At 68.1% G+C, this 26,350-nt stretch carries 21 protein-coding genes; 8 read left to right on the top strand and 13 right to left on the bottom strand.

Annotated features, from left to right (window positions below):
- Positions 1-32: 32 nt before the first annotated feature.
- Positions 33-746, top strand: a complete 714-nt coding sequence (locus tag D5S18_RS32655) for a peptidylprolyl isomerase (RefSeq protein WP_239004156.1) — start codon at positions 33-35, stop codon at positions 744-746.
- Here D5S18_RS32655 and D5S18_RS32660 read toward each other — a convergent pair.
- A complete protein-coding gene (locus D5S18_RS32660; protein WP_120045000.1) occupies positions 743-2,653 on the bottom strand; it encodes a CocE/NonD family hydrolase in 1,911 nt (636 codons plus the stop codon). The genes D5S18_RS32655 and D5S18_RS32660 overlap by 4 nt on opposite strands.
- Before the next feature lie 70 nt (positions 2,654-2,723).
- The gene (gene arc, locus D5S18_RS32665; RefSeq protein WP_120045001.1) at positions 2,724-4,484 is read right to left on the bottom strand and encodes a proteasome ATPase; all 1,761 of its coding nucleotides are present in this window, start codon (positions 4,482-4,484) and stop codon (positions 2,724-2,726) included.
- A gap of 180 nt (positions 4,485-4,664) precedes the next feature.
- On the opposite strand from arc, the gene D5S18_RS32670 reads away from it, so the two are divergent.
- On the top strand, positions 4,665-5,153 hold the full coding sequence (locus tag D5S18_RS32670; RefSeq protein WP_120045002.1) for a WKL family lipoprotein: 489 nt from the start codon (positions 4,665-4,667) through the stop codon (positions 5,151-5,153).
- Here D5S18_RS32670 and D5S18_RS32675 read toward each other — a convergent pair whose 3' ends face one another.
- On the bottom strand, positions 5,154-5,987 hold the full coding sequence (locus D5S18_RS32675; RefSeq protein ID WP_120045003.1) for a tRNA (adenine-N1)-methyltransferase: 834 nt from the start codon (positions 5,985-5,987) through the stop codon (positions 5,154-5,156). It abuts the gene before it with no gap.
- A gap of 56 nt (positions 5,988-6,043) precedes the next feature.
- On the opposite strand from D5S18_RS32675, the gene D5S18_RS32680 reads away from it, so the two are divergent.
- Positions 6,044-6,931 carry a RecB family exonuclease gene (locus D5S18_RS32680; protein ID WP_120045004.1) on the top strand — a complete coding sequence of 296 codons (888 nt, stop codon included), beginning with the start codon at positions 6,044-6,046 and terminating at the stop codon, positions 6,929-6,931.
- Positions 6,932-6,936: 5 nt separating this feature from the next.
- On the opposite strand, the gene D5S18_RS35130 is transcribed toward D5S18_RS32680, so the two are convergent.
- The 9 genes from D5S18_RS35130 to metH all read right to left on the bottom strand — a co-directional run bounded on the left by D5S18_RS35130 (position 6,937) and on the right by metH (position 18,021).
- The gene (locus D5S18_RS35130; RefSeq protein ID WP_158608042.1) at positions 6,937-7,104 is read right to left on the bottom strand and encodes a hypothetical protein; all 168 of its coding nucleotides are present in this window, start codon (positions 7,102-7,104) and stop codon (positions 6,937-6,939) included.
- A gap of 106 nt (positions 7,105-7,210) precedes the next feature.
- Complete coding sequence (gene hisG, locus D5S18_RS32690) at positions 7,211-8,062, bottom strand: ATP phosphoribosyltransferase (protein ID WP_120045006.1); 852 nt, start codon at positions 8,060-8,062, stop codon at positions 7,211-7,213.
- Between the two features lie 49 nt (positions 8,063-8,111).
- Positions 8,112-8,375, bottom strand: coding sequence for a phosphoribosyl-ATP diphosphatase (locus tag D5S18_RS32695; protein WP_120045007.1), 264 nt, complete (start codon positions 8,373-8,375; stop codon positions 8,112-8,114).
- A 57-nt stretch (positions 8,376-8,432) separates the two neighbouring features.
- On the bottom strand, positions 8,433-10,250 hold the full coding sequence (locus D5S18_RS32700; protein WP_120045008.1) for a choline/carnitine O-acyltransferase: 1,818 nt from the start codon (positions 10,248-10,250) through the stop codon (positions 8,433-8,435).
- A complete protein-coding gene (locus tag D5S18_RS32705) occupies positions 10,247-11,068 on the bottom strand; it encodes a class I SAM-dependent methyltransferase (RefSeq protein WP_120045009.1) in 822 nt (273 codons plus the stop codon). The genes D5S18_RS32700 and D5S18_RS32705 overlap by 4 nt, the downstream gene beginning before the upstream one ends.
- A 16-nt stretch (positions 11,069-11,084) precedes the next feature.
- Positions 11,085-11,942 (bottom strand): HalD/BesD family halogenase, encoded by an 858-nt coding sequence (locus D5S18_RS32710; protein WP_120045010.1) that lies wholly within the window; start codon positions 11,940-11,942, stop codon positions 11,085-11,087.
- A gap of 66 nt (positions 11,943-12,008) precedes the next feature.
- Complete coding sequence (locus D5S18_RS32715) at positions 12,009-12,677, bottom strand: HAD family hydrolase (protein WP_120045011.1); 669 nt, start codon at positions 12,675-12,677, stop codon at positions 12,009-12,011.
- Between the two features lie 25 nt (positions 12,678-12,702).
- Positions 12,703-14,271, bottom strand: coding sequence for a serine/threonine-protein kinase (locus D5S18_RS32720; RefSeq protein ID WP_120045012.1), 1,569 nt, complete (start codon positions 14,269-14,271; stop codon positions 12,703-12,705).
- A 138-nt stretch (positions 14,272-14,409) separates the two neighbouring features.
- Positions 14,410-18,021, bottom strand: a complete 3,612-nt coding sequence (gene metH / locus D5S18_RS32725) for a methionine synthase (RefSeq protein ID WP_120045013.1) — start codon at positions 18,019-18,021, stop codon at positions 14,410-14,412.
- Between the two features lie 156 nt (positions 18,022-18,177).
- Here metH and D5S18_RS32730 point away from each other — a divergent pair, with 156 nt between their 5' ends.
- On the top strand, positions 18,178-19,062 hold the full coding sequence (locus D5S18_RS32730) for a PAC2 family protein (RefSeq protein ID WP_120045014.1): 885 nt from the start codon (positions 18,178-18,180) through the stop codon (positions 19,060-19,062).
- Positions 19,063-19,141: 79 nt separating this feature from the next.
- Positions 19,142-21,712, top strand: a complete 2,571-nt coding sequence (locus D5S18_RS32735) for an AMP-binding protein (protein WP_239004157.1) — start codon at positions 19,142-19,144, stop codon at positions 21,710-21,712.
- On the opposite strand, the gene D5S18_RS32740 is transcribed toward D5S18_RS32735, so the two are convergent.
- Positions 21,614-21,919 carry a hypothetical protein gene (locus D5S18_RS32740; RefSeq protein WP_120045015.1) on the bottom strand — a complete coding sequence of 102 codons (306 nt, stop codon included), beginning with the start codon at positions 21,917-21,919 and terminating at the stop codon, positions 21,614-21,616. The genes D5S18_RS32735 and D5S18_RS32740 overlap by 99 nt on opposite strands.
- Before the next feature lie 351 nt (positions 21,920-22,270).
- On the opposite strand from D5S18_RS32740, the gene D5S18_RS32745 reads away from it, so the two are divergent.
- The 3 genes from D5S18_RS32745 (at position 22,271) to D5S18_RS32755 (ending at position 26,349) form a co-directional block, all read left to right on the top strand.
- Entirely contained in the window at positions 22,271-23,410 is a 1,140-nt protein-coding gene (locus D5S18_RS32745; RefSeq protein WP_120045016.1) for an NsdA family TPR-like regulatory protein, read from the top strand.
- 90 nt (positions 23,411-23,500) lie between these two features.
- Positions 23,501-24,988, top strand: a complete 1,488-nt coding sequence (locus D5S18_RS32750; protein WP_120045251.1) for a TIGR02677 family protein — start codon at positions 23,501-23,503, stop codon at positions 24,986-24,988.
- Positions 24,988-26,349: a TIGR02678 family protein gene (locus D5S18_RS32755; RefSeq protein ID WP_120045252.1), complete on the top strand. Its 1,362-nt coding sequence runs from the start codon at positions 24,988-24,990 to the stop codon at positions 26,347-26,349. Before D5S18_RS32750 ends, D5S18_RS32755 begins: the two co-directional genes overlap by 1 nt.
- Position 26,350 lies beyond the last annotated feature (1 nt).

Genomic DNA, 26,350 nt, shown 5'->3' on the forward strand with positions numbered 1-26,350 from the left:
TCCCAACGACCTATTGAAGGGAACTCTGACCGGTGAGCAGTGAAGTGCAGGGACAGCGGCGCGACGGCGGAACAACAAGGGGGGTCCTGCGCCGAATCGGCGGCGGCGCGGCCGCGGTGGCGGCGGCGTTAACACTCGCGTCGGGAACCGCAACCGCCATGGACCAGACCGTCCGCGAGATCGCCGCGCCCGGCTGCCAGGACCCGAAACCCGGTCAGCCCAATGGCAAACAGTGGCAGGCCGAACCGGCGGTCACCATCGACACCGCCGCGTCCTACACCGCCACCCTCGAAACCACCTGCGGCACCATCGCCCTGGACCTGAACGCGGCGGGCGCACCGCACACGGTGAACTCCTTCGCCTTCCTCGCGGGCCAGAACTACTACGACCACACCAAATGCCACCGCATGACCACCAAGGGCATCTTCGTCCTGCAGTGCGGCGATCCCACCGCCACCGGAATGGGCGGTCCGGGCTACAAGTACGCCGACGAGAATCTCGCGGGCGCGACCTACCCGGCGGGCACCATTGCCATGGCCAACGCCGGCCCCAACACCAATGGCAGCCAGTTCTTCCTGGTCTACAAGGACACCCAATTGCCGCCCAGCTACACACCTTTCGGCAAGGTGACCCGCGGCCTGGACGTGCTGCAGAACATCGCGGCCTCGGGTGTGCAGGGCGGCGGGGGCGACGGCGCGCCGGTGGCCGAGGTCGTCCTCGACTCCGTCACCGCGACCAAGAACTAGCGCCCACCGGGCGACAGCGGAAAGCGATCGGATCCGCTGTCGCCCGGCGGGATCACCGGCAGCACCACCGAGGACGGATGCGCGACATCGTGATAGATCGTCTGGGTGGCGGGCTGGGTGCGGGCCGACGCGCCGAAGGGTTCGCCGGTATTGGGATTGGGCGCGTACTGCGGATAGTCGCTGCTGGACACCGCGACTCGGATCCGATCACCCGCCCGGAACTGGTAGCTGGTCGGCCAGATCTCGATGGTGAACAGGTACGGCTTACCCGGTTGCAGCGGTGCCGGCGTATCGAGTGAATCCCGCAGGGCGGCACGCACTATCCCGTTATTGAGGTTCACCGCCGAACCGTCGGGGGCGACCACCTCGAGCCGGGCCACGAAATCGGTGTCCGGCGCGGTGGACGCGGCCCAAAGCTGCACCGTCACCGGGCCGGTCACCTCCGTATCGGCGGCGAGCGGGGCGCCGGTGTAGGTCAGCACATCGGAGCGCTGCTCCACGGAGGTCTGATCGAAAGGCCCCTGCGGTCCGGACCCGACACCGCAGCACGAGTGCCCGCCGACGCTCGGCGCGGGGGTGGCCGGATCGTAGACGTAACGGTCCGAACCGTTTCCGTTCGGCTGCGCGGACAACGCACCGACCCGTCCCTGCGGCCCGTTGCCGCCATTGCCGGTGAAGAAGTACTCGGTCCACTCCGTGCGCGGCAACGGCCAACTCGGCGCGGACTTCCAGCGGTTCGCGCCCATCAGGTAGTAGTCGACGCGCGGCTCGCCCGCCACGCCATTGTCCTTGCCTTTCAGGAAATGGTCGAACCAGGTCAACATGAGCTCGTTGATCGGGCTGTCGGCCACCGGACCCAAGCGCTCGAGTCGCGGCGCGATGGTGGAAGTGGTTCGCCCCCAACCCAAATGGTCCCACGGCCCGATGACCAGCCGCTGATTCCGCTTGGCGAGCGGTGATCCGCCGCGATCCACCATGCCGGCGAAGTTCTGCACCCCGCCAGCCAAGAAGGCGTCGTACCAGCCTTCGATATCCAGCACGGGCACTTGAACATTGGCGTACCGGTCGCGAATACTCCAGCGCTGCCAGTAGTCCGTGCGGGTGGGATTGCGAATCCAGTCGAAGAACCAGGGCGCGACCTCGGGATCGTCCGGCCGCAGCGGCGGAAACCGCTGGTAGGGGCGGTAATTCAACCACTGGGTGGTATCGGCGACGGCCGCCTTCAGCTCATCGACCGTGGCCTTGTCGCCGCGCCGCTGCGCGGCCTCGGCCCCGATGGTGCCCATGGCCCACGGCTCGACGAACCCGAGCCGGAACGCCCCACCCTCGTAGGTCCAGCCGTCGTAGTAGTCGGCGGCGGTATTGGCGGGGACGATGGTGCGCAGATGCGGCGGGGTCTCGGTGGCGGCCAACCACTGCGTCGCGCCCACATACGACGACCCGTACATGCCGACTTCGCCGTTGGCGCCGGGCAATTGGGCCGCCCACTCCACGGTGTCGTACCCGTCGTGCTGATCGTTGCCGAATTCGGTGAACACACCGTCGGAACTGCCCAGACCGCGCACATCCTGCACCACCACCAGGTAGCAGTGCGAGGCGAACCACTCGGGTGTGCGGTAGCGCGAGGGCTGAATCTGCGCGGCCGCCTTGCCGTATTGGGTGCGCATGAGCAGCACCGGCACCGGCTGTTCGGATCTCGGCCGGTAGACGTCCGCGCGCAGCACGGTGCCGTCGCGCATGGCGGCGGGCACGTCGCGCTGTGTCTGGACCGCGCAGTCGCCCCGATCCGTATCGGGCGGCCAGGCGCCTGGTGGCGCGGGCTGTCTCGCCTCCCCCGAGGAACACCCCGCGACCAGGATGCCGACACATCCCAGCGCGGTCAGCAAACATCGTGCGGATCCGATCATGCCGCTACCTCCCGCCGGAAACCGAAATGGCCGCGCTCCCAACGGAAGCGCGGCCATCTGCTCGATGCCCCTACAGGTACTGACCGGTGTTCGACTCGGTGTCGATGGCCCGGCTGGCACTGGCGTTCTTCCCGGTGACCAGCGTGCGGATGTAGACGATCCGCTCGCCCTTCTTGCCCGAGATGCGAGCCCAGTCATCGGGATTCGTGGTGTTGGGCAGGTCCTCGTTCTCGGAGAACTCGTCCACGATCGAATCGTAGAGATGCTGGATGCGCAGACCCGGATTGCCGGTCTCGAGCACCGCTTTGATGGCGTACTTCTTACCGCGATCCACGATGTTCTGGATCATGGCCCCGGAGTTGAAATCCTTGAAGTACAGGACTTCCTTGTCGCCATTGGCGTAGGTGACCTCCAGGAAGCGATTGTCCTCGCTCTCGGCGTACATTCGGTCCACCACGCGCTCGATCATCGCGCGCACGCACAGGGCCTTGTCGCCGCCGAATTCGTCGAGATCATCCACATGCAGCGGTAGACCCTCGGTGAGGTACTTGGAGAAGATGTCCTGCGCCGACTCCGCGTCGGGGCGCTCGATCTTGATCTTCACATCCAGGCGGCCGGGCCGCAGGATGGCCGGATCGATCATGTCCTCGCGATTGGACGCGCCGATCACGATGACATTCTCCAGACCCTCGACACCGTCGATCTCCGAGAGCAACTGCGGCACCACCGTGGTCTCCACATCGGAGGACACACCGGAGCCGCGGGTGCGGAAGATGGAATCCATCTCGTCGAAGAACACGATCACCGGGGTGCCCTCGGAGGCCTTCTCGCGCGCCCGCTGGAAGATGATCCTGATGTGGCGCTCGGTCTCGCCGACGAACTTGTTGAGCAGTTCGGGACCCTTGATATTGAGGAAGAAGGATTTGGCCTCCTTGGCATCCTCACCGCGTGCCTCGGCGATCTTCTTGGCCAGCGAATTGGCCACCGCCTTGGCGATCAGCGTCTTACCGCAGCCGGGCGGACCGTAGAGCAGCACACCCTTGGGCGGACGCAGCGCGTACTCGCGGAACAGATCCTTGTGCAGGAAGGGCAATTCCACCGCGTCGCGGATCTGCTCGATCTGGCGGGCCAGGCCGCCGATATCGGTGTAGTCGACATCGGGCACCTCCTCGAGCACCAGATCCTCGACCTCCGCCTTGGGAATTCGCTCGAAGGCGAATCCGGCCTTGGTGTCGACCAGCAGCGAATCACCCGGCCGCAGTTTGCGAATCGGGGAATCCGGATCGTCGAGGTCGTCGACCTCGGCGACCTTGGCCAGGGGACCGGACAGCCACACCACCCGCTCCTCGTCGGCATGACCGACCACGAGGGCGCGGCGGCCGTCGTCGAGAATCTCGCGCAAGGTGCCGATCTCGCCGACCGCGTCGAAGCGACCCGCCTCCACGACCGTCAACGCCTCGTTGAGGCGGACCGTCTGGCCGTAGTCGAGGGTCGAGGTGTCGATATTCGGCGAACAGGTCAACCGCATCTTGCGACCCGAAGTGAACACGTCGACCGTCTGATCCTCGAACACGCCGATCAGGATGCCGTAGCCACTCGGCGGCTGACCGAGCCGATCGACCTCCTCGCGCAGCGCCACCAGTTGCTGGCGCGCCTCCTTGAGGGTATCCATCAGCTTCGTGTTGCGAATGGTCAGCGAATCGATGCGGGCTTCCAATTCGCGTGAGTGATCCGGCGAATCGGCGAGTTGCCTTCGGAGTGCAGCCGCCTCGGCGCGCACTGCCTCGAGCTCTCTCCAGGCCGCCGAATCCGAATTCTCGATGGGGCTCATGTGCTGCTCCTCCCAGTCCCGGTCTATCAACGCTACCGGGCGCGAACGGTTCTCGCTTTCCGACATGGTTTCGTCGTGATCACATCTGGGCTGCGATCGGCGGCGGAAGGTCCATGTTAGCCTGCCCTAACCACATTTGCGGCGAGCCAGTTCGCCCACCGAGCCGAAAGGTTGCCGAAGATGTTCCTTCCCGCCAGTACCCTGCGCCGCGCCCTGGCCGCCACCGCCGCGACGCTCGCCGTCACCGCCGCGGTGGCGGGCTGCGGGTCGGACGACAAGGCCACCACCGCGGCGACGACCACGACCACCGCCGCCGCGGATCACAGTGCCATCGCCGCGCCCAGCGCGGACGAACTTCGGGCGAATCTGTCCCTCATCGCCGATCCGACCAAGCCCACCGCCGATAAGGTGGCCGCAATTGTCAACGGGGACAAGCGGACTGCCAATATCGAGGCGATGAACGCGGGCCTGGCGCACTACGCGCTGAGTTTCGCGGTGAGCGATATCAAGACCGAGGGCGCGCGAACCGCGGCGAAGGTGGACATCACCTCGCCGCACGGCACCGCTCCGGTCCCGATGACGTGGGAGCGGACCGAGGGCAAGTGGAAGCTCTCCGACGCGAGCGCCTGCACCATGTTCGGCTTCGCCAAGGCCCCCTGCACGCCATAGCTACCCCTTGGACGGCCTGCGCTGCGGTTTGGGCGTCACCACACCCTCCGCGAGGCGGCGGGCGCTGACCAAGAAGGCGGTGTGGCCCTGCATGCGATGTTCGGGCCGCACCGCCAGCCCCACCACATGCCACGGCCGCACCAGCGACTCCCACGAGCGCGGCTCGGTCCAGCATTCCTGCTCGCGCAGCGCCTCGACCACCTTGGACAACTGGGTGACGGTCGCCACATAGACGATGAGCACCCCGCCGGGGACCAGCGCCTTCGACACGGCGGGCAGCGCGTCCCAGGGCGCGAGCATATCCAGCACCACCCGATCGACCTGCTCGCCCGCGTAGTCGGCCACATCGGCGACGGTCAGCGACCAGTTCGCCGGGCGTTCGCCGAAGAAGGTCTCCACATTGCGGACCGCGTGCTCGGCGTGATCCTCTCGGATCTCATAGGAGATCACCTGCCCCTGCGACCCCACCGCCCGCAGCAGTGAGCAGGTCAGCGCGCCGGAGCCCGCACCGGCCTCCAGCACCCGCGCACCGGGGAATACATCGCCCTCGTGCACGATCTGGGCGGCGTCCTTCGGGTAGATGACGGCCGCGCCGCGCGGCATGGACAGCACATAGTCGACCAGCAGCGGCCGCAGCGCCAAATAGGGGGTGCCGTTGGTGGACTGCACCACGCTGCCCTCGTCGGTCCCGATCAGGCTGTCGTGTTTGATCCCGCCGCGATGGGTGTGGAACTCCTTGCCTTCCTCCAGCACCACCGTGTGCAGGCGACCCTTGGCATCGGTCAGCTGCACCCGATCCCCGATGGCGAATGGGCCGGTCCGTCTGGCCGTCAAAGTCTCTCCCTACTGTGCGCGAATTCGTGTCGGTACGCCGGGATAGCCTGCCAGGTATGTCGGTGCCCGCGACCACTCCCCCTGCCGAACCCACCGAGGGTCGTCCGCGGCCCGCGCTGTCGCCGTCGCGCGCAATGGATTTCAAACAGTGCCCGCTCAAATACCGGCTGCGCGCCATCGATCGCATCCCGGAGCCGCCCACCAGGGTGCAGTTGCGCGGCACACTGGTGCATACGGTGCTGGAGGAGTTGTTCGGGCTGCCGCGCGCCGAGCGACTACCCGAGCGGGCCGCCGAGCTGAGCGAGCCCGCGCTGGCCCGAATGTTGGCCGAGGCGCCGCAGGTGGCCGAGCTCATCGGGGCCGAGGAGCGCGCGGGCTTTCTCGCCGAGGTGCGCGCGCTCGTCGAAACCTACTATCGGTTGGAGGATCCGACGAGCTTCGACGCGGAATCCTGTGAGGCGCGGGTGGAGGTCGAATCGGCCGATGGAGTCCTGTTGCGCGGCTTCGTCGATCGCATCGATCGCGCGCCCACCGGTGAGCTGCGCGTGGTCGACTACAAGACCGGCCGCGCGCCGGGGCTCACCCAGGAGCTGAAAGCCCTGTTCCAATTGAAGTTCTACGCGCTGGTCATCCTGCGCACCAGGGGTATCGTGCCCACCCAGCTCAAGCTGATCTACCTGGCCGACGAGGTGACGCTCACCTACGCCCCCGAGGAGGCGGAGCTGCTGCGCTTCGAACGCACGCTCGCGGCGCTGTGGGCGGCGGTGCGCGAGGCCGGGCGCACGGGCGAGTTCGCGCCGAATCCCAGTTGGCTGTGCGGATATTGCGCCTACCGCCCGCTGTGCCCCGAATTCGGCGGCACGCCACCGCCCTATCCGGGCTGGCCGGAGGGCGGGGCGGGCGAATCGGAGGCGGAGATCCTCGCCGAGGCTCTCGCCGAGTAGCGAACTCAGCGGTGGTGCACGATCGAGGCCACCAGATCCATGGCCTCGCCGTGCGAACCGATCAGGGCGATCACCGCGATGAGCACCAGCACACCCATCACATCACCCGTCACGACCAAGACGTTGCGGATGCGCGCCCATGCGCCGGTCGATACCGACTCGACAGCCTTCACTTCTTCCTCCCTGGCGCACATTACAGCGCACTTTAGCGATAGTGCGCGCCGATGCGGATCATTCTTCCGAACGATTCGTGAGGTTTTCGTGAATTGCGGCGGTGGGTCAGAAGGCGCGGCAGGACCGAATATCGGTGGCCAGAATGGCTTTCGCGCCGATATCGGCGAGTCGGTCCATCACCTCGTTGCCCTGCTTGCGCGGCACCAGCGCGCGCACCGCGACCCAATCAGGGTCGGTGAGCGGGGCGATGGTGGGCGATTCCAGGCCCGGCGTGATCGCCACGGCCGCCTCCAGCAGTTCCTTCGGGCAGTCGTAGTCGAGCATCAGGTACTGCTGGGCGAAGACGACACCCTGGACCCGCGCCACCAGCTGGTTGCGGGCCTTGTCGCGGTGATCGGATCCGGTGCGCTCGATGAGCACGCCCTCCGAATCACACAGCGTCTCGCCGAAGGGCGCCAGGTTGTGCTGGCGCAGCGTGCGCCCCGAACCGACCACATCGGCGATGGCGTCGGCGACGCCGAGCTGGATGGAGATCTCCACCGCGCCGTCGAGCCGGATGACCTCGGCCTCGATCCCGTGGCGCTGCAGGTCGCGCAGCACCAGATTCGGGTAGGAGGTGGCGATGCGCTTGTCGTAGAGGTCCTGCACCGACCATTCGCGCCCGGCCGGTGCGGCGTAGCGGAAGGTGGAGCGGCCGAAGCCGAGGGCCAGCCGCTCCTGCACCTGGGCGCCGGAGTCCAGGGCCAGGTCCCGGCCGGTGATGCCGAGGTCCAGTTCGCCGGAGCCGACGTAGATGGCGATGTCCTTGGGGCGCAGGAAGAAGAATTCCACCTGGTTCGCCGGGTCGAGGACGGTCAGGTCGCGCGAATCGGTGCGCCTGCGGTAGCCCGCCTCGGCCAGGATCGAGGTGGCGGATTCGGACAGAGCGCCCTTATTGGGGACGGCGACGCGCAACATGGATGGGGTTCCTTCCGGGGGTGGGGTCAAAGAATGGGGACTCGCGACATCACAGATGTCGGTAGACGTCCGCCAACTTCAATCCCCGGCCCACCATCAGCACCTGGACCCAGTACAGCAACTGCGAGATCTCCTCGGCGAGGGATTCATCGCTCTCGTGTTCGGCGGCCAGCCACACCTCGCCCGCCTCTTCCAATACCTTCTTGCCCTGGGCGTGGACGCCCGCATCCAGTGCGGCGACGGTGCCCGACCCCTCGGGGCGGGCGACCGCGCGATCCTGCAGCTCGGCGAACAGGGTCTCGAAAGTCTTCACGAGCGGTCATTCTCTCAGACCGGCGCGAACCCGCCGCAATTCGGTCGGGGCGGGCCGCTACCCGGCGGTCTCGAACAGCTCGATCAGCTCGGCCGCGGCCGCGCGCAGTCGCTCGGCGAAGGCGTACATCTGAGCGGCCACCGGTTTGGGGGTGGCGAGGTAGATGTTCCAGCGATCGGGCAGCAGGACGTAGGCGACGCCGATACATTTCGGGCTGGTGGAGCCGAAACCGAAGTAGCGGATATTCACCGAGGGCGCGGAGCTGGTGGACAGGTAGTCGTCGCGCATGATCGTCCAGCCGGGGCAGTCGTAGAGCGGAATCGGCGCGGTGACACCGAGTTCCGCGCCGCGGCGGCGCTGGATCCACTGCAGTTCCCACAGGTGCTGTTCGGGCGCGTCGCCCGCCCGACACTGTTTGGCCCGCGCCACGTGCGCGGCGGCGGCGCTCAGCGCGGCCGCGCGCCGGGCGGCGGCGTCGGCGGCCGGGTCCTGCATGGCGTCGACGAAGGCCACCATCTCGGGGGTGACCACCCGCATGGCCTCGGTGCGACCGTTGCGGTACTGCCTGGTGGCGATGGATTCGTAGGTCGCACCGGTCAGGCCCTTGCTGCGCCGGTGGGCGAGCTGATAGCTCAGCTGCGCGAAGGCATCGGGCGACAGGCCGAGCCGCTTGGCCCGATCGGTGCCGAAATCCTCGAAGGCGAGGGTGGCGGTGGCATTGTCGGCCGCGTAGTGGGCGAAGGACGCGCCCGCCGCGGCGATATCGGTGCGCTGGGCGGCGGTCAGCGCGAATTCGATCGGTTCGAGCGCGGGCAGGCCCTGCGCCGTCGCACCCGAGCGGTCGGCGTGCTCGGTCACCGTGGTCTCGAGCAGGCTGTCCACGAAGGACAGGATGGTGGTGCCGTCCAAGCCGCAGTGCTCGACATTGATACCCGCCTGGCCATCGCCGAAGACGACGAGCGAGACCGATTTGTCGAACCAGCGGTTGGCGCTGTCGCCGTGCAGCAGTTGGTCGCAGGCTTGCAGGGTGTCGCGGGGCGCGAAATCCTCCAGGCACAAGCAGAACAGCGCCGTCTCGATGACATCCAGCGCGACGGCGTTGACCGGGTCGGTGCGCAGATCGGCGCGGCTGCGCGCCCATTCGGCCCTGGCCTTGGTGGTCAGATGGCCGACGGCGGTATCGGTGCGGGCCGGGCGCGCGCCCGCCTTGAGCACGGCGCGCAGACCGTCGGCCAGATCCGCCGCCGAATACGGAAGGCCGTTGGGCCCGAGCACATCGAGCCGGAACATACTGCCCCGGAAGAACACTACGATATGGCGGGCCTGCGACGGGCCGGGCCACTGTGGACTGTAGGGCGCCCGCACGGTGTCCTGGAGCTCGCCGGGAATCCTGGTCTCGGAGAACAGGTATTTGTTCTGCCACATCGAAAGCCGCTGTCCACGTTGACGAACCGGCGCGACGGTCTCCTCGTCCAGTGCGCGCTTGTAGGCGAGCGCGGCCGTGATCAGACCGGCCGCGCGCGGAATCTGCCCCGGTCCGGTCGAGGCGGCGAGCGGGGTGTCGTCGCGGAAGAGGAAGAAGAAGTTGGCATTGAGCGCGATACGGTCGCGGCGGCCCAAATAGCGGGAGGGCCAGAACAAGTCGAGCCAACTGCCGACGCCGGGGGTGGCATCGTATTCGCGCAGCGCGCCATCCAGAACGCGACCGGGACCGTCGGCGCGCAGCAGATCGGCGACGGCGGCCTCGGTCGCCGCGTACTCCGCGGCGGTGAGCAGCGGCGCGGACCATTCCAACAGGCGCGCGCAACTGTGCTCGAGTGTCGGCAGCGGCACCCTGGGCAGGGTGTCCTCGGCGGCGAAGGTGCGTTCGGTCACTGCGGATCCTCGGATTCGGTCTGTGGTCGGGACAGGTAGAGGTGTGTATAGAGCCAACCGTCGGCTTCGCAGTCGGTGCTGTCGATCCCTTTGGCGGCCAAGGTGTTCAGCACTTGGTCGCGCTCGTCGTCGGAGGCGAAGCGGCGCTGCTCGAACAGGCCGGGCGCCCGCACGGTGCGGTAGCCGAGTCCGGCCAGGCGCGCCGCGATCGTCTCGAAGCCGTACATGCGCAGCACGAAGTGTGCCATCCACGGCCGCCGCACGGGATCGGCCGCGGCCACGCGCGTCAAGGTGCGCTCGGTGATGTAGCCGACGCAGCCGGTGGAGACGACCAGGTCGACGCCCGCGAGTACGCGGCGCTGCTCGGGTGTGGGATCGGAGTTCTCGAGATCGGCGTGCACGGTCTCGTGCAGCAGACCCGAGTCGCGCGCGTAGTCCAGCGGAGGCCGGGAGGCGTCCAAACCGACGAAGCGCACCTCGGGTCCGACATCGGCGGCGGCCAATCGCGTGGCGTCGCGATGGATCATGGCCGCGCGGTCCCCCTCGGCGGCATAGTAGTCGGTGAGGCCGCGCATGGTGGCGCCGAAGCGCAGAATCGCGGCGTTGACACCGTAGGAACAGCAGATATCGAGCACGGTCGGCGTCTGAACCCCGGTGGCGCGCCGGTATTCGGCCAACTGCCGCTCGAAATACGGCTTCGCCAATTCCGGTATGCGGTAGTTCAATTCGGCCATGCGCGCGTAGTAGCCGCGTGGATCGGGGCGTCGATATATCTCGTCGAAGGAGGCTTTCCCGGTCGTGTGCGGCGACACTGGCATATCCCCGAATTTCCTCTCAGTCGAGCAGTCGGTCGCCCCGTATCGCGGCCGACTCGCGGTGCTCGGCGCGCACCCGGCCGAACAGTTGGCGGGTGCGCGCGGCCGTCCCGATGACACCGGGACGGTCGGTATAGGCGAAGATCGCCGAATGACGTTGCCGTGCACCGGATACCGGCGAGACCCGATGCAGCGAGTAGCGGCCGAGGAACAGTTGCAGGTCGCCGGGGCGCAACTCGAGCCGCTTGATGAGGTGTTCGCCCGCGCCGGTCAGCACCGCGCGCACCGCGTCCGGACGCTCGGCGCGCGGCGCGCGAATATTGGGGCAGTACTCGAAGATTCCGCCCGATTCGGCGGGCTGGGTGAGCATGCTGACGGTGAATTCGTTGGTGTCGAAATGCCACGGATGCGCCATCCCCGGTGCGACCACATTCAGGCACAGTCCGGCCAGCGGGTCGGCGTATTCGTGCAGTTCGTCCATACCGAAACATTCGGCGACGAAACGTTGGAACGCCGCGTCGGTGTAGAGCCGCTCGATCAGCGCGCCCTCGGGGATGCGGTCGCGGGCGACGAAGGCATTGCCGCGTTCGAACACGATACGACCCGGATGATCCTCGGGCAGCGGCTCATCGAGCGGCAGGTTGTAGGCGTTGACCCGCTCGACGGTGTAGTAGGCGTGCGGCGCCGCCCGCTCCCCCTGCGCGCGCAGCGCCTCGAGCCGATCGGGCCGAATAAAACCGGACAGCACCGTGCATCCGGTCTCCGATAGCTCGGCGCGTGCCAGGGCGACGACGGCCGCGCGGGCTGCCGCGGCGCGCTCGGCAAGCGGATACCGTGCGGTATCGACGATCTCGTCGAGGACCCCCAGCGCAACCATGCGCGCAATTCTGGTGCAGCGCCCCGCGTCGCGCGCCCCTTTCGGCGAGATTGCCAGTGACAACTGTCACAAACCGTCGAGCGCCACCCGCAGATCGTCAATGGTGAGCCCCACCAGGGATTCCCGGAAGGTGCGACCGGGCGCGGCGGGCACCGGGATCTCGCACGGAATCACGATCACCGCGCATCCGGCCGCCTGCGCGGCCGCCGCCCCGGTCGGCGAATCCTCTACCGCGACACAGCTTTCCGGCGCGACACCGACGAATTCCGCGGCCCGCAGGTAACCGTCGGGCGCGGGTTTGCCGCGCGGCACCTCATCCCCGCACACAGTGACGTCGAAATACTCGCGCCCCAGCGTGTCGAGGCCGTACTCGGTGAACGCGCGCTTGGTATTGGTGACCAGAGCGGTCGACAGACCTGCCTCGCGCACCAGCGCCAGCGCATCCTTGGCGCCGGGCCGCCACGGGATCGGACCGGACATCAGTTCGACCATGCGTCGATCCAGGAACGCGGCGCACCGGTCGAAAGCCGCGGGCGTCGGCTCGATATCGAGTCCGGTGAAGATGATGCGCAGCGAATTCTCCACTGAGGAACCGATCAGCGCGTGCCGGATCTCGTCGGTCATCTCGCGGTCGAACTCCCGCGCCAATTCGCGCACCGCGAGATCCCACAGCTTCTCCGAATCGAGCAGGGTGCCGTCCATATCCCAAAGCACCGCGCCCAGTCGCGCACCCATCTGCCGCCCAGCCCTTCTCACAAACTTACAAACCCGAAGCCGCGATGAGCAGCCTGCCGCCGTCCGAGGAGACCTGGAACCAGCGGCTCTCCGAGGAGGTCGTGCCGTTCTTCAGGCTATAGGTGAGGCCTGCGACCACCCGATTGTCCCCGCTCGGAGTGATGCTCTGCACCCGCACGGACGACACCGACGACCAGAACTGGGCGTAGCTCTGATAGCCACCGGTCTGGGCCTGATAGGACGGCGCGAGCTGAGACCACGCGCCCGACACATTGCCCGGCAGCATCCCGTAGTAACCGCCGATGAATTGGGCGACCCGCTCACCCGCCGGCGGGCCGAACGGGGTGCTGGTGATGGTGTTGGGCTGCGAGGTGCTCGGCGCCGGAGTGCTGCTGGGTGTCGAGGGAGGAGAGCTGGGTGGCGGTGTGCTCGGCGTGATCTGTTGCGGCGCTTCGCCGATGGCCGCCGGGGGCGGCGGCGTCGCACTGGCGGGCGCGGCCGAGGACGCCGGCGCGGCGGTGGTCTCGTCCTTGCGACCGAGGGTGGCCGCGACGGCGACAACGCCCGCGATCAGCAACACCGCGACGGCGACCACCGCGGCCAACACCACGGGCCGACGGCGCGAACCACTCGGCAGCGCGGTGGTGCCCGGCGTGGTCGGCGGCGGTGTTGTCGGCACCACCGTGGTGAGCTGATCCGGTGCGGCCAGCACCGTCGTCGGTGCGACGGCGGCGGGCAGCACCCTGGTCTCCGGTAGCGGCTCGAGTTCCGGATCCCGGCCCGCCGCAACGGCTTCCAGCGCCCGCACGGCCTCGCGCATGGTCGGTCGCTGGTCGCTGGTCGGCGCGAGCAACCGCAGCAGCACCGGCGCCAGCGCGCCCGCGTTGACGGGTGCGGGCACCTCGCCGCGGGCCACGGCGTGCAACACGGCCAGCGGATTGTCGCCCTCACCGAAGGGCGGGCCGCCCTCCACCGCCGCGTACAGCGTGGAGCCGAGGGCGAAGACATCGGAGGCGGCCTCCGGCTTCTCCCCCCGCGCCACCTCCGGCGCGAGGTAAGCCGGTGTGCCCGCGAGGAATCCGGTGGCGGTCACCGTGACATCGCCGGAGGCGTGCGAGATGCCGAAGTCGGTGATCTTGACGGTGCCGTCGTCGCCGACGAGCAGATTGGCGGGTTTCACATCGCGGTGCATGATGCCCGCGTCGTGCGCGGCGGCCAGCGCGCCCGCCGCCTGCGCCCCGATCCTGGCCACCTCGGTGGGCGGCAGCGTGCGCTTACCGGACAGCCGCGCCGCCAGACTCGGCGCGTCCATGAACTCCATTACCAGCCACGGCTGCTCGTCCTCCTCGGCCACGTCGAAGACGGTGATGGCATTGGGGTGGTGCAGTCGCGCCGCGATGCGCCCCTCCCGCATGGCGCGCAACTTCGCTTCCAGCGCTTGGGTTTTCGACAATCCCGGCCCGAGCAGCAGCTGTTTGACCGCCACGGTGCGACGCAGCCGCACATCGGTGGCCCGCCAGACCACACCCATCGCGCCCGTGCCGATCGGATCGGTCAACCGATACCGGCCCGCGATCAACCGATCCGAAGTCATGGTCCGTGCCTCCCGCTAACCAAAGCTCAACGCGCCGAAGCGCTTTGCCCACGACAATGGCATATTCACCCGACAGACATCCACCGGCGACACTGCCATTGGGGATACACGGTGACCGCCGTCACATCACGAGGTCCACTAAACGTTGAAATATTTGGCCTCGGGATGCAGCAGCACGAACGCGTCGGTGGACTGCTCGGGATGCAACTGCAATTCCTCCGACAACCTCACCCCGATGCGGTCCGCGCCGAGCAGATCCACCAGTTTGGCACGATCCTCCAGATCGGGGCACGCACCGTAACCGAAGGACAGGCGCGCGCCCCGGTAGCCGAGCTTGAAATAGTCGAGCACATCGTCGGGATCCTCGGCGGCGACCGCGCGCCCCTCGAGCACGAGTTCCTCGCGCACGCGACGATGCCAGTACTCGGCCAGCGCCTCGGTGAGCTGGACGCCGATCCCGTGCACCTCCAGATAGTCGCGGTAGTTGTCGGCGGCGAACAGCTCATTGGCGAAATCGGCGATCGGCTGCCCCATGGTGACCAACTGGAACGGCAGCACATCCACCTGGCCGCTCGCACGGGCGTGCTCGCGCGAGCGGATGAAATCGGCCACGCAGAGGAACCTGTCGCGCTGCTGACGCGGGAAGGTGAACCTATAGCGCTGCGGCGCATCGGGATTCGGCTCGGTCAGCACGACCACATCATCACCCTCGGAGACCGAGGGGAAGTAACCGTAGACGACCGCCGCGTGCTGGAGCACACCCTCGGTGCTCAACCTGTCGAGCCAGGCGCGCAACCGCGGCCGCCCCTCCGACTCCACCAGCTCCTCATACGAGGGGCCGTCACCACCGCGCTGACCGCGCAGCCCCCACTGCCCGAGATAGAGCGCCCGCTCGTCGAGCAGCCCCGAATACTCTTGCAGGGAAAGACCTTTCACCACCCTGGTCCCCCAGAACGGCGGCACCGGCACCGGGATATCGGCGGCGACATCCGAGCGGGCGGGCACCAGCACCGGCGCCTCGGCCGCCTTGCGTTCGGCGGCGATGCGCTGGGAACGCTCGTGCCTGGCCCGGCGTTCGGCCGCCTTCGCCCGCTCGGCCGCGGCCTCGGGACTGTCGGGATCGCCTGCCCCGCCGCGCTTGCGGGTCATGATGTCGTCCATCAGGCGCAGACCCTCGAAAGCGTCGCGGGCGTAGTGCACATCGCCCGCGTAGACCGCGGTGAGATCGTTCTCCACATAGGAGCGGGTCAGCGCCGCGCCACCGAGCAGCACCGGGTACTGCTCGGCCATCCCCCTGGCATTGAGCTCCTCCAGGTTCTCCTTCATCACCACGGTGGATTTGACCAGCAGGCCGGACATGCCGATCACATCGGCCCTCTTGTCCACCGCGGCGTCGATGATGGTGGAAATCGGTTGTTTGATACCGAGATTCACCACCTCATAACCATTGTTGGACAGGATGATGTCCACCAGATTCTTGCCGATATCGTGCACATCGCCCTTGACGGTGGCCAGCACGATGCGACCCTTGCCGGAATCGTCGGTGGCCTCCATATGCGGCTCGAGGTAGGCCACCGCCGTTTTCATCACCTCGGCCGACTGGAGGACGAAGGGCAACTGCATCTGCCCCGAACCGAACAGCTCGCCAACGGTTTTCATCCCGGACAGCAGGGTCTCGTTGATGATCCGCAGCGGCGGGACCGTGGCCATGGCGGCGGTGAGATCGGCATCCAGTCCGGCCTTCTCGCCGTCCACGATCCGCCGCTCCAACCGCTCGAAAAGCGGAAGCGCCGCGAGCTCCTCCGCGCGCGAGGCCCGCGAGGACGCCGCCGAGACGCCCTCGAACAATTCCATCAACTTCTGCAGCGGGTCGTAGTCGGGCGTGCGGCGGTCGTAGATCAGATCCAGCGCGGTCTCGCGATGCTCCTGCGGAATCCGGCTGATGGGCAGGATCTTCGAGGCGTGCACGATCGCCGAGTCCAGCCCGGCCTGCACGCACTCGTGCATGAACACCGAATTGAGCACCTGACGCGCGGCCGGATTCAGGCCGAAGGAGATATTCGAAAGACCCAGTGTGGTCTGCACATCGGGATGGCGGCGCTTCAATTCCCGGATGGCCTCGATGGTTTCGGCGCCATCGCCGCGCGACTCCTCCTGGCCGGTGCCCAGGGTGAAGGTGAGCGTATCGATGATGATGTCGCTCTCGGCCAGCCCCCAGTTGCCGGTGATATCGGCGATCAGCCGCTCGGCGATCTCCACCTTCTTCGCGGCGGTGCGGGCCTGCCCCTCCTCGTCGATGGTCAGCGCCACCACCGCGGCGCCATGCTCGGCGACCAGGCGCATGGTTTGCTGAAAGCGGGAATCCGGACCGGCGCCGTCCTCGTAGTTCACCGAGTTGACCGCGCACCGGCCGCCCAGATGCTCCAAACCGGCCCGCAATACCGGGGCTTCGGTGGAGTCGAGCATGATCGGCAACGTGGACGCGGTGGCCAAACGCGCTGCCAGCTCCGACATATCGGCGGTGCCGTCGCGGCCGACGTAGTCGACGCAGAGATCGAGCATGTGCGCGCCGTCGCGGGTCTGATCCTTCGCGATATCCAGGCATTTCTGCCAGTCGCCCGCCAGCATGGCCTCGCGGAACGCCTTGGAACCATTGGCGTTGGTGCGCTCGCCGATCATGAGCACCGAAGCGTCCTGCTCGAACGGGACGGCGGTATACATGCTCGACACGCTCGGCTCGTGCACCGGGACGCGCCGCTCGGCGAGCGGGGGCAGCGCGGGCTCCACCTCGCGCACCGCCTCGGCCACCTGGCGGATGTGCTCGGGTGTGGTGCCGCAGCAGCCACCGACCAGCGCCAACCCGAATTCGGAGACGAATCCGCGCAGCGCCACCGCCAACTCCTCCGGGGTGAGCGGATACTCCGCGCCGTGCGCGCCCAGCACCGGCAGACCCGCGTTGGGCATGACCGAGACCGGGATGCGCGCGTGCCGCGACAGATGCCGCAGATGCTCGCTCATCTCGTCGGGGCCGGTGGCGCAGTTCAGGCCGATCATGTCCACACCGAGCGGTTCGATCGCGGTCAGCGCCGCGCCGATCTCGCTGCCGACCAGCATGGTTCCGGTGGTCTCCACCGTCACGTGGGTGATGATCGGGATGCGGCGACCCGCCCTTGTCATCGCCCGCCTGCTGCCGGTGATGGCGGCCTTGACCTGGAGCAGGTCCTGGCAGGTCTCGATCAGGATGGCGTCGGCGCCGCCCTCGAGCATGCCCAGCGCGGCCTCGGCGTACGCGTCGCGCAAGGCCGTATAGGGGGCATGACCGAGCGTGGGCAACTTGGTGCCCGGCCCCATCGAACCCAGCACATAGCGCGGGGTCCCGTCCGCGCCGGGACCCATCTCGTCGGCCACCTCGCGCGCCAACCTGGTGCCGCGCTCGGACAGGTCGCGAATGCGGTCGGCGATGTCGTAGTCGGCCAGATTGGGCAGATTGCAGCCGAAGGTATTGGTCTCCACCGCGTCGGCCCCCGCCGCGAAATAGGCGCGATGGATGTGGCGCAGCACATCGGGGCGGGTCTCGTTCAGGATCTCGTTACAGCCCTCGAGCCCGCGGAAATCATCCAGGCTCAGGTCGGCGGCCTGAAGCATGGTTCCCATCGCACCGTCGCCGATCACGACGCGCTTGCGGAGCGTGTCGAGCAGTGTGGTATCGAACCGGGTGGCATCGAACTCGGCGGGGCTGGGCACAGACATGGATTCAGGGTAGTCGGCGCGGGGGACGAACCCCCTGACGGTGCTTGCGGCTGTGCTGTGGCGCACACTGTCTTGGGTATCGCCCGTGGCGAACGGAGGCGCAACACAGTCGGGAGTAGGAACACACCGCGGCCCGCCACACCGTAGGCTGACCGAGTGAACCCCAGTGAACCTCCCGATTCCGAATTGCCGACGTTGCGCGATCCGGTGCTCGTCGCCGCCTTCGAGGGCTGGAACGACGCGGGCGACGCGGCCAGCGGCGCGGTCGAACATCTGGAATTGATCTGGGACGCCGAGCCTCTGGCCGAACTCGACTCCGAGGACTACTACGACTATCAGGTCAATCGGCCGACGGTGCGTCAGGTGGACGGCGTCACCAGGGAGATCCAGTGGCCATCGACCATGCTGTCGGTGTGTTCACCCCCCGGCAGCGACCGGGACGTGGTGCTGCTGCGCGGTATCGAACCGAATATGCGCTGGCGCAGTTTCTGCGCGGACCTGTTGGAGTTCATCGAACAACTCGGCGTGCAGACCGTCGTCATCCTGGGGGCGCTGCTGGCCGACACGCCGCACACCCGCCCCGTCCCGGTGACCGGATCGGCGTACAGCAAGGAGGCCGCCGAGCGCTTCGCCCTGGAGCAGACGCGCTACGAAGGCCCCACCGGCATCACCGGAGTCCTGCAGGACCAATGCGTGAAGGCGGGGGTGCCCGCCGTGTCGTTCTGGGCGGCGGTGCCGCACTACGTCTCCCAGCCGCCGAATCCGAAGGCCACCATCGCGCTGCTGCACCGGGTCGAGGATGTGCTCGATATCGAGGTGCCGCTGGGCGAGCTGCCCAAACAGGCCGAGGACTGGGAGACGGCGGTCAACGAGATGACCGTCGGCGATGACGAGATCAGCGAGTACGTGCGCTCTTTGGAGGAGCGCGGCGACGCCCAACTCGATCTGAACGACACCATGGCAAAGATCGACGGCGACGCGATCGCCGCCGAATTCGAGAAGTATCTGCGGCGCAGGGGGCCGGGCAGTTTCGGGCTGTAGGTCCGGTTTCAAGGTTCACCGAATATTCGCCGAGGGGCCACCCGCGTGCCCGAAATCGCTTGCCCCCTAGACTTCGCGGGTGACCATCCCCCCGATCGTCGCGCGGCTGAAAAGCCACGACGACCGGATCGCCGTCCTCTGCGCGCATGCCACCGCGGCGAATGTCACAGCGGCGCAACCGGTGACGGAGGATTTGCGAGCGATCACCTATGCGCGGCTGGCGGCACTCGTCGGGGCCTACGCGGCCGAGCTCGGACCGAACCGGCGTCTGGTGGCCATCGCGGCGCGCAATGACCTCGAGTCGCTGGTGGCCTATCTCGGCACGCTCGCCGCGGGCGGTGTGGCACTGCTCGCCGAGCGGATCACCGATGAGCTGGTCGCGGTCTACGATCCGGATGTCGTGGTGGACGGCGGATTCCGACAGATCCGCCACGGGCTGTCCCGGCACGCACTGCATCCGGAGTTGGCGCTGCTGCTGAGCACCTCCGGGTCGACGGGTTCGCCGAAACTGGTGCGGCTCTCGCGGGCGAATCTGCGCGCCAATGCCGAGTCCATCGCCGAATACCTCGCCATCGGGCCGACGGATCGGGCGGCCACCACGCTGCCGATGTTCTACTGCTACGGACTTTCGGTGGTGCACAGCCATCTACTGCGCGGGGCGAGTCTGCTGCTGACCGAGCGGTCGGTCCTTGACGAGCGCTTCTGGGTGGAGTTCCGCGCGCACCGGGCCACCTCGTTCGCGGCGGTGCCGCACACCGTCGACCTGCTCGACCGCATCGGCTTCGACCGGATGCGGCTGCCGGATCTGCGGGTGCTCACCCAGGCGGGCGGACGGCTCGCGCCCGAACAGGTGCGGCGATACGCGCGGCTCGGGGCCGAATCCGGTTGGGATTTCGTGGTCATGTACGGCCAGACCGAGGCGACGGCCCGAATGGCCTATCTGCCCGCCGAACTCGCGGACCGACATCCCGACTGTATAGGGGTGCCGATCCCCGGCGGTCGGTTCACCTTGGAACCGGTGGCGGGCGAAGCGGCGGCCGAACTGATCTACCACGGTCCGAATGTCATGCTCGGCTACGCGAATTCGCCCGCCGACCTGGCGCTCGGCGGCACCGTGGCGGCGTTGCGCACCGGCGATCTGGCCCGCCGCACACCAGAGGGCCTGTATCAGATCGTGGGGCGACGCAACCGCTTCGCCAAACTGTTCGGTCTGCGCATCGATTTGCAGCGCCTCGAATCCGGGCTGGCCGCCTCGGGTTTCACCGCCTGCTGCACCGAGGACGGCGAACAGGTGGTGTGCGCGGTCCTAGGCGATCATGTCCATGCCGCGGCAGGCGCCGCCGCGCTGACCGGACTCCCCGCCGACGCGATACGAATATGCCCGGTCGCCGAACTGCCGCGGCTGGCCAATGGGAAACCGGACTATCCCGCCATTCGCGGGCTGCGGACCGCACAGCCCGCGACTCCCCCACGCGACCTGTGCGCCCTCTACGCCGAAACCCTCGGCCTGCCGAGGCATTGCGTGCGCGCCGATCGCACCTTCGTCGAACTCGGCGGCACCTCGCTGACCTATATCGCCACCTCGGTCAAGTTGCAGCGCGCACTCGGCGCGCTGCCGCCGAACTGGCCCGAGCGCACCATCGCCGAGTTGGCGGCGCGGCCGCGCGAGCGCGGTCGATTCGGACGCACCCTCGACACGGCCACCGCATTGCGGGCCGCGGGCATGGTGTTGATCGCGGGTTCGCATATCGGGCTGTTCATGCTGTTGGGCGCGGCGCATGTGCTGCTCGCCGCCGCGGGCTACAACTTCGCGCGCTTCGCGGTGACCGCCGCCCCGCGCGCGGATCGGCCGCGGCGTGGGCTGCGCACGGCGGCGCTCATCGCCGCGCCGACCGCCACGTGGGTGGCGCTCACCCTGCCGTTCAGCGACTACTACGGCTGGCAGAACCTGTTGCTGCTCAATAAGATTCTCGGACCGCACGACAGCCCGACGGCCGGGCACCTGTGGTTCCTCGAGGTGCTGGTGTACTTCATGGTCGGTGCGGCACTGCTGCTGCGCATACCGAGGCTGGACGCGCTGGAGCGGCGCGATCCGTTCCGGTTCGCGCTCGGACTGTTCGCGCTGACACTGATATTCCGGTATTTCACCTTCGACCTGTATGCGGCCGAACAGGTTCCGTTCTCACCGTTGACCATCTGGTTTTTCACACTGGGCTGGGCCGCCGCCAAAGCCCGCGACACCTGGCAGCGCATGCTGCTGGGTGTGCTCGTATTGGTCACGGTGCCCGGCTATTTCGACACCGGCGAGCGGGAGCGGCTGGTCATCGCGGGCGTGCTGCTGCTGGTGCTGGCGCCCGCGCTGCGGGTGCCCGCACTGATCGCCGGGGCGGCGGCACTGCTCGCCGACGCCTCGCTGTACGTGTATCTGCTGCACTGGCAGGTGTATCCGCTGTTCGGACCGCATCGGCCCGCGGCGCTGGCCGCCTGCCTGGCCGCGGGCATCGCGATCGCCCGCACCGTGGCGCTGCTGCGCAGGCGCGGCCGCGCGCACTCAGCCTTGGACGGTCCACAGCCGCGCGGCGGCGTCCTGGGCGAGTTTGGCGATCAGGATATCGCGCGGAATCGTCTGACCGGCAAGGTGATCGAGTGAGGGCACCACGACGTGATGGGCGTCGGCGCGCAATAGCTCACGTGTGAGTTCGGCGAAGGCGGTGCCGTCACCGCCCGTCGATTCATGGAAGGTCGCGGCGAAGCACAGGCCTGCGGCTCGGGCGAGGGTGCTCATGGCATCCTCCATCTCCGCGCAGTGCCCGTCGGCCAGATCGTCACGCACGTATCCATAGATCAACGCTTCCACCCGAAACCTCCGTTGGGATAGGGGATCGCTGTTCTGTTTTCGGACCCACCGCCGGCGCGCGGGACGCTCCGGCGGAACCATGCTGCGAGAATACTGCGCATCTGCAAGTACAGATGTTCTTGCATCTGAGAATTGGCAAACGTTGGGCTCCCGCATCCAGGATGCGGTTCGCCAGAGTGCAAAAGCAGGTGTCAACCCGATGACATCTTTCTGCCCTATCCGGGCCACCGGGCGTTAACTGGTGCGATACTAGACCATGTGGCCGCTGGAGACGATCGACCCGTCTGGGCAGTCCGGATGCGTAGCGAGCGCGATGCCAGGGGGTGGTCACAAGCAGACGCGGTCCGAGTCATGCGGGCGAAATCCTCGCACAACCTACCGACCGACTCGACGCTGCTACGCAATTGGCGGCGTTGGGAATCGGGCGAGTCGCGCCCCGACGACTTCTACGCCCCCATCATCGCCGCCGCCTTCGACACGGTGACCGCGGCCTTCTTCCCGAAGGCCCGACCCAACCGTGACGACGAATTGCTCTCCGCCACCGGCATGGACACCCTCGAGTTCATCGGAAGGCTGCGCATGTCCGATGTCTCGGCCGCGACGCTGGACGCCATTCGCATCACCGCCGAGCGGCTGTGCTGTGAATACCCGGTCGCGGATCCGCGGGAACTGCATACCGAGGGCACCGCGTGGCTGCGCCGGATCACCTCGCTGCTCGACGGGCGGCTCACCCTGTCCCAGCATCGCGAAATCCTGGTGCTGGCAGGATGGGTCGCGCTGCTGGTCGGCTGTGTGGACTACGACCTGGGTCGACGCACCACCGCCGAGGCGACCCGCCGGGCCGCGCATTCGCTGGGGCTGGAGGCCGAGAATGCCGAAATCACCGGCTGGGCAGCCGAAATGGCATCCTGGTTCGCGCTGACCCAGGGTAACTACCGCGGGGCGATCGAGGCCGTCGAGGGTGGGGCCGCGGGCTGCGGGCAGCTCGGCGTCGGGGTGCAGCTCGCGGCGCAGCGCGCGAAAGCGCTTGCCAGAATGGGCGATCGAAAGGCCATGGACCAGGCGTTGGCCGAGGGGCGAGCAATCCTGGAGCGACTCGATCATCCGCCCAATCTGGACAACCATTTCGTGGTCGATCCGCAGAAGTACGACTTCTACGCCATGGACTGCTGCCGGGTGGCGGGCGAGGACGGGTCGGCCGAGTCGTACGCCCGTGAGGTCATTCGGAATTCGACGCGGGCCGATGGCAGCGTGCGCAATCCCATGCGGGTCTCCGAGGCGCATCTGACGCTGGCCGTGGTCGCGGTCCGGGGTCGGGAGCTGGAACGCGCCGTGGACGAAGGGATGCGCGCCTTCACGGGCAGACGGCGCTCGCTGCCCTCGCTCATGTGGATCGCGGGCGAGACGGCGCGCGAATTCATCGAGCGCTTCCCCGGCGATCCACGCACCAGGGTGTATCTGGACCAATTGCGCTCACTAGCCCCGGAATAAGAGCTCTCCCACATCAATAGCAATGCCCCCGCAAACCGGTCGGTGCCTGCCACTACGCTAGTGCCGGTGACCGACTCCGCCGATGAGCGGCTGCGGCTGTTCTCCTTCGCCGTCGCCGAGAAACGCACCGAGTACCTCTCGGTGCTGCACGCGTTCGACGCGGCGCGCGCCGCCTATGTCGTGCTGCTGCACGCCGATGATGTCGCGCGCTGGATCGAGCGGGAGGCGCGCGCGTCGGTCGAACTCACGGGCGCGGAGATCGGCCCGCTGCTCGACCAACTGCACCGGTGGGGCGTGCTCGAGCGCAGCTACGACGGCACTCGGGCCGCCACACTCGCCGAATATCGCAATCGGCATTTCGTATATCAGTTCTCCAGAGCCGGATTTCAGGCATATCGGGCAGTGGCGGGCGTCCTCGACGCGCGCTTGGACGAGGCGGCGCTGTCGCGACTCGTGCTGCCGGAACTGCTGGCCGATCTGGAGACGCTGGCCGAGGTGAACCGCGCGGGCGACGCGGAGCGCGTCTATCGCACCCTGCGCCGACTCGACGCGGCGCTCACCGATATGGCGGCGCGGGCCGCGCACTTCTACCTCTCCCTCGGCGACCTGGTGCGCACCACCGAGATCACCCCGGAATCCTTTCTCGCGCACAAGGACACGCTGCTGGCCCATATGCGCGAGTTCAGCATGGATCTGGCACGCTTCGCCCCGCGCCTGGCAGGCGCCATCGCGGTCATCGAGGAGACGGGCATCGCGGACCTCATCGAGCGGGCCGCCCGCTGCGATGAGCGGGTGCTGTTGAGTCAGGCGCAGCGGCAGGCGGATTGGCACGCCCGCTGGCAGGGGCTGCGCACCTGGTTCGTCGCACTGCCCGCCGCCGACGGATCGGGCGCCGAGCAGACCGAGGCGGACCGGCTGCGCGAGGCCACCATGAGCGCCATCGCGGCGGTGCTGTCGCTGCTGCGGCGGGTCACCGAGACCCGGCGCGGCGGGGTAAGCCGGGAGTCGGCGCTGCGCCATCTCGCCGGTTGGTTCATGGCCGCGCCCAGCGCGGAGGGCGCGCACGCCCTGTTCGACGCCGTCTTCGGGTTGGGCAGGCCGCGCCACCTGTCCATGGAACATCCCGACGCCGAACTGATTCCGCCCGGCCGCTCCTGGTGGGCGGCCCCACCGCTGGAGATCTCGCGCACCCTGGCCGAGACGGGCCGCACGCCCACCCCCGGCGCGCCCGCCCGCATCCAACGCAACGACGCGGGCGTGCGCCGCCTGCGCGAGGCCCAACTCGCCGCCCAGCGCGCCCGCGCCGCCGCCGCGACCTCCCTCGCCGCGGGCGATGTCCACGAGCGCACCCTCGACGAGCGCGAGACCGAGGTGCTGCTGCGGCTGCTCGACGCGGCCTCCACGGCCTGGGTGCCGGTCAGCGGAAGGGTCGACGGCACAACCGGATCCGACAGCGGGGTCACGCTCACCGTCTCCGAGCACACGGGCTCTACGATGGTGCGCACCACGCGCGGCCTGCTGCATCTGAACCAGCGCAAACTCGAGGTGCGCCCCACCCGCCGCGGCGGTCGCGCATGATCCAGGCGCGCCGCATCAATGCCCTCGCGCTGGACAATTATCAGCGCGCGGCCAGGGTCGTCCTGGCCAATCACCTTGTCACCAGGACCTATCCGGATCGGATCGCGCTACCGCTGATCCGGCGCTGGGCCACCGAATTGCGCGAGGATCTTGCCGAACTGTTCGGCTACCGCCTCGAGGTCACCGAAACGACGGCGCGGGTCTTCCCCCTGGTCGACAGACTGGATCCGGGCCGCCCCGCGCGCACCGCCGCCGACCGCGTCTTCGACCGCCGCCGCTACGCCTACCTGGCGCTGGCCCTGGCCGCGCTGGGTCGCGCGGGCGATCAGATCACGTTGTCGGAGTTGGCCGATCAGGTCGCCGCCTACACCGGCCGGATCGAGGGCTTGGCACTGTCCACCGACAGGTCGGCAGATCGGGACGCGTTCGTGGACGCGGTCGGTTGGCTGGCGGTGCGCGGGGCGCTGACCCTCGCCGACGGCGACGCGGGCGGCTGGGCGGCCGATCCCGAAGCGGGCGAGGCGCTCTACGATATCGACCGCCCGGTGGTCTTCGCGCTGTTCCGGCCGCCGCGGGCGCTACAGCATCTGCACAGCGTCGCGGGTCTGCTCGCCGAAGCGCCGCGAACCCTCGCCGAGAGTGCGCGCCGGGTCCGGCGCGCACTGGTCGAACGGCCGGTCGTGTACGCCGAGGACCTCGCGCCGCAGGAGCGGCCGCTGCTCGGTCAGGACCGGCTCGTCGCCGAGGTCGAACTGCTGACGGGTCTGCGGGCCGAGCGCCGGGCCGAGGGCGTCGCGCTCATCGATATCTCCGGCCGCCTCTCCGACACCCGGTTCCCGAGCACCGGCACATTGGCCCAGGTGGCGCTGCTGCTGGTCGGCGAGATCGCCGATCTGGTGCTCGATATCGACAACCCGCTCGAAACCCGCACGGGCGCACTGCAATACGATGACGATCTGGCCGATCGACTGGATGCCGCCATACCGGAGTCCACCCTGTTCACCCCCATGGCCGACCCGGATATCGAAGCGGCCGAGGAGGTTTCGCCCGAGGAATCGGAATTCCAAGCGCCACAGCAGTATCCGTTCGTACCCATGGCCTGGGTGCGCGAGACGGTGCAGGCGCTCGCCGACCGCTACGGCGCGACCTTCGCCGCGCAGTGGCAGGCCGATGTGCCCGGCCTCACCGGTGAGGTGCTCACCCTGCTGCAGCGGCTGCGCCTGCTCCGCACGGCCGAGGACGGTCTGCTGATCCTGCCCGCGCTGGCCCGCTATCGCGGCGCGGTGGTCACCGTGCGGACCAGACGGGCCGAGGAACTGTTCGTCACGGCCGCCGAAACCATGGTCACGGAAGGGATCTGAC

Origin of the sequence: Nocardia panacis, assembly GCF_003598715.1 — a bacterium.
Classification (GTDB): Bacteria; Actinomycetota; Actinomycetes; order Mycobacteriales; family Mycobacteriaceae; genus Nocardia; species Nocardia panacis.

Coding starts and splice junctions, on each gene's coding strand:
- D5S18_RS32745 (WP_120045016.1), top strand. CDS start 22,271: ATGCGGGCGAAATCCTCGCACAACCTACCGACCGACTCGACGCTGCTA.
- D5S18_RS32705 (WP_120045009.1), bottom strand. CDS start 11,068: ATGCCAGTGTCGCCGCACACGACCGGGAAAGCCTCCTTCGACGAGATA.
- D5S18_RS32660 (WP_120045000.1), bottom strand. CDS start 2,653: ATGATCGGATCCGCACGATGTTTGCTGACCGCGCTGGGATGTGTCGGC.
- metH (WP_120045013.1), bottom strand. CDS start 18,021: ATGTCTGTGCCCAGCCCCGCCGAGTTCGATGCCACCCGGTTCGATACC.
- D5S18_RS32680 (WP_120045004.1), top strand. CDS start 6,044: ATGTCGGTGCCCGCGACCACTCCCCCTGCCGAACCCACCGAGGGTCGT.
- arc (WP_120045001.1), bottom strand. CDS start 4,484: ATGAGCCCCATCGAGAATTCGGATTCGGCGGCCTGGAGAGAGCTCGAG.
- hisG (WP_120045006.1), bottom strand. CDS start 8,062: ATGTTGCGCGTCGCCGTCCCCAATAAGGGCGCTCTGTCCGAATCCGCC.
- D5S18_RS32710 (WP_120045010.1), bottom strand. CDS start 11,942: ATGGTTGCGCTGGGGGTCCTCGACGAGATCGTCGATACCGCACGGTAT.
- D5S18_RS32720 (WP_120045012.1), bottom strand. CDS start 14,271: ATGACTTCGGATCGGTTGATCGCGGGCCGGTATCGGTTGACCGATCCG.
- D5S18_RS32715 (WP_120045011.1), bottom strand. CDS start 12,677: ATGGGTGCGCGACTGGGCGCGGTGCTTTGGGATATGGACGGCACCCTG.
- D5S18_RS32670 (WP_120045002.1), top strand. CDS start 4,665: ATGTTCCTTCCCGCCAGTACCCTGCGCCGCGCCCTGGCCGCCACCGCC.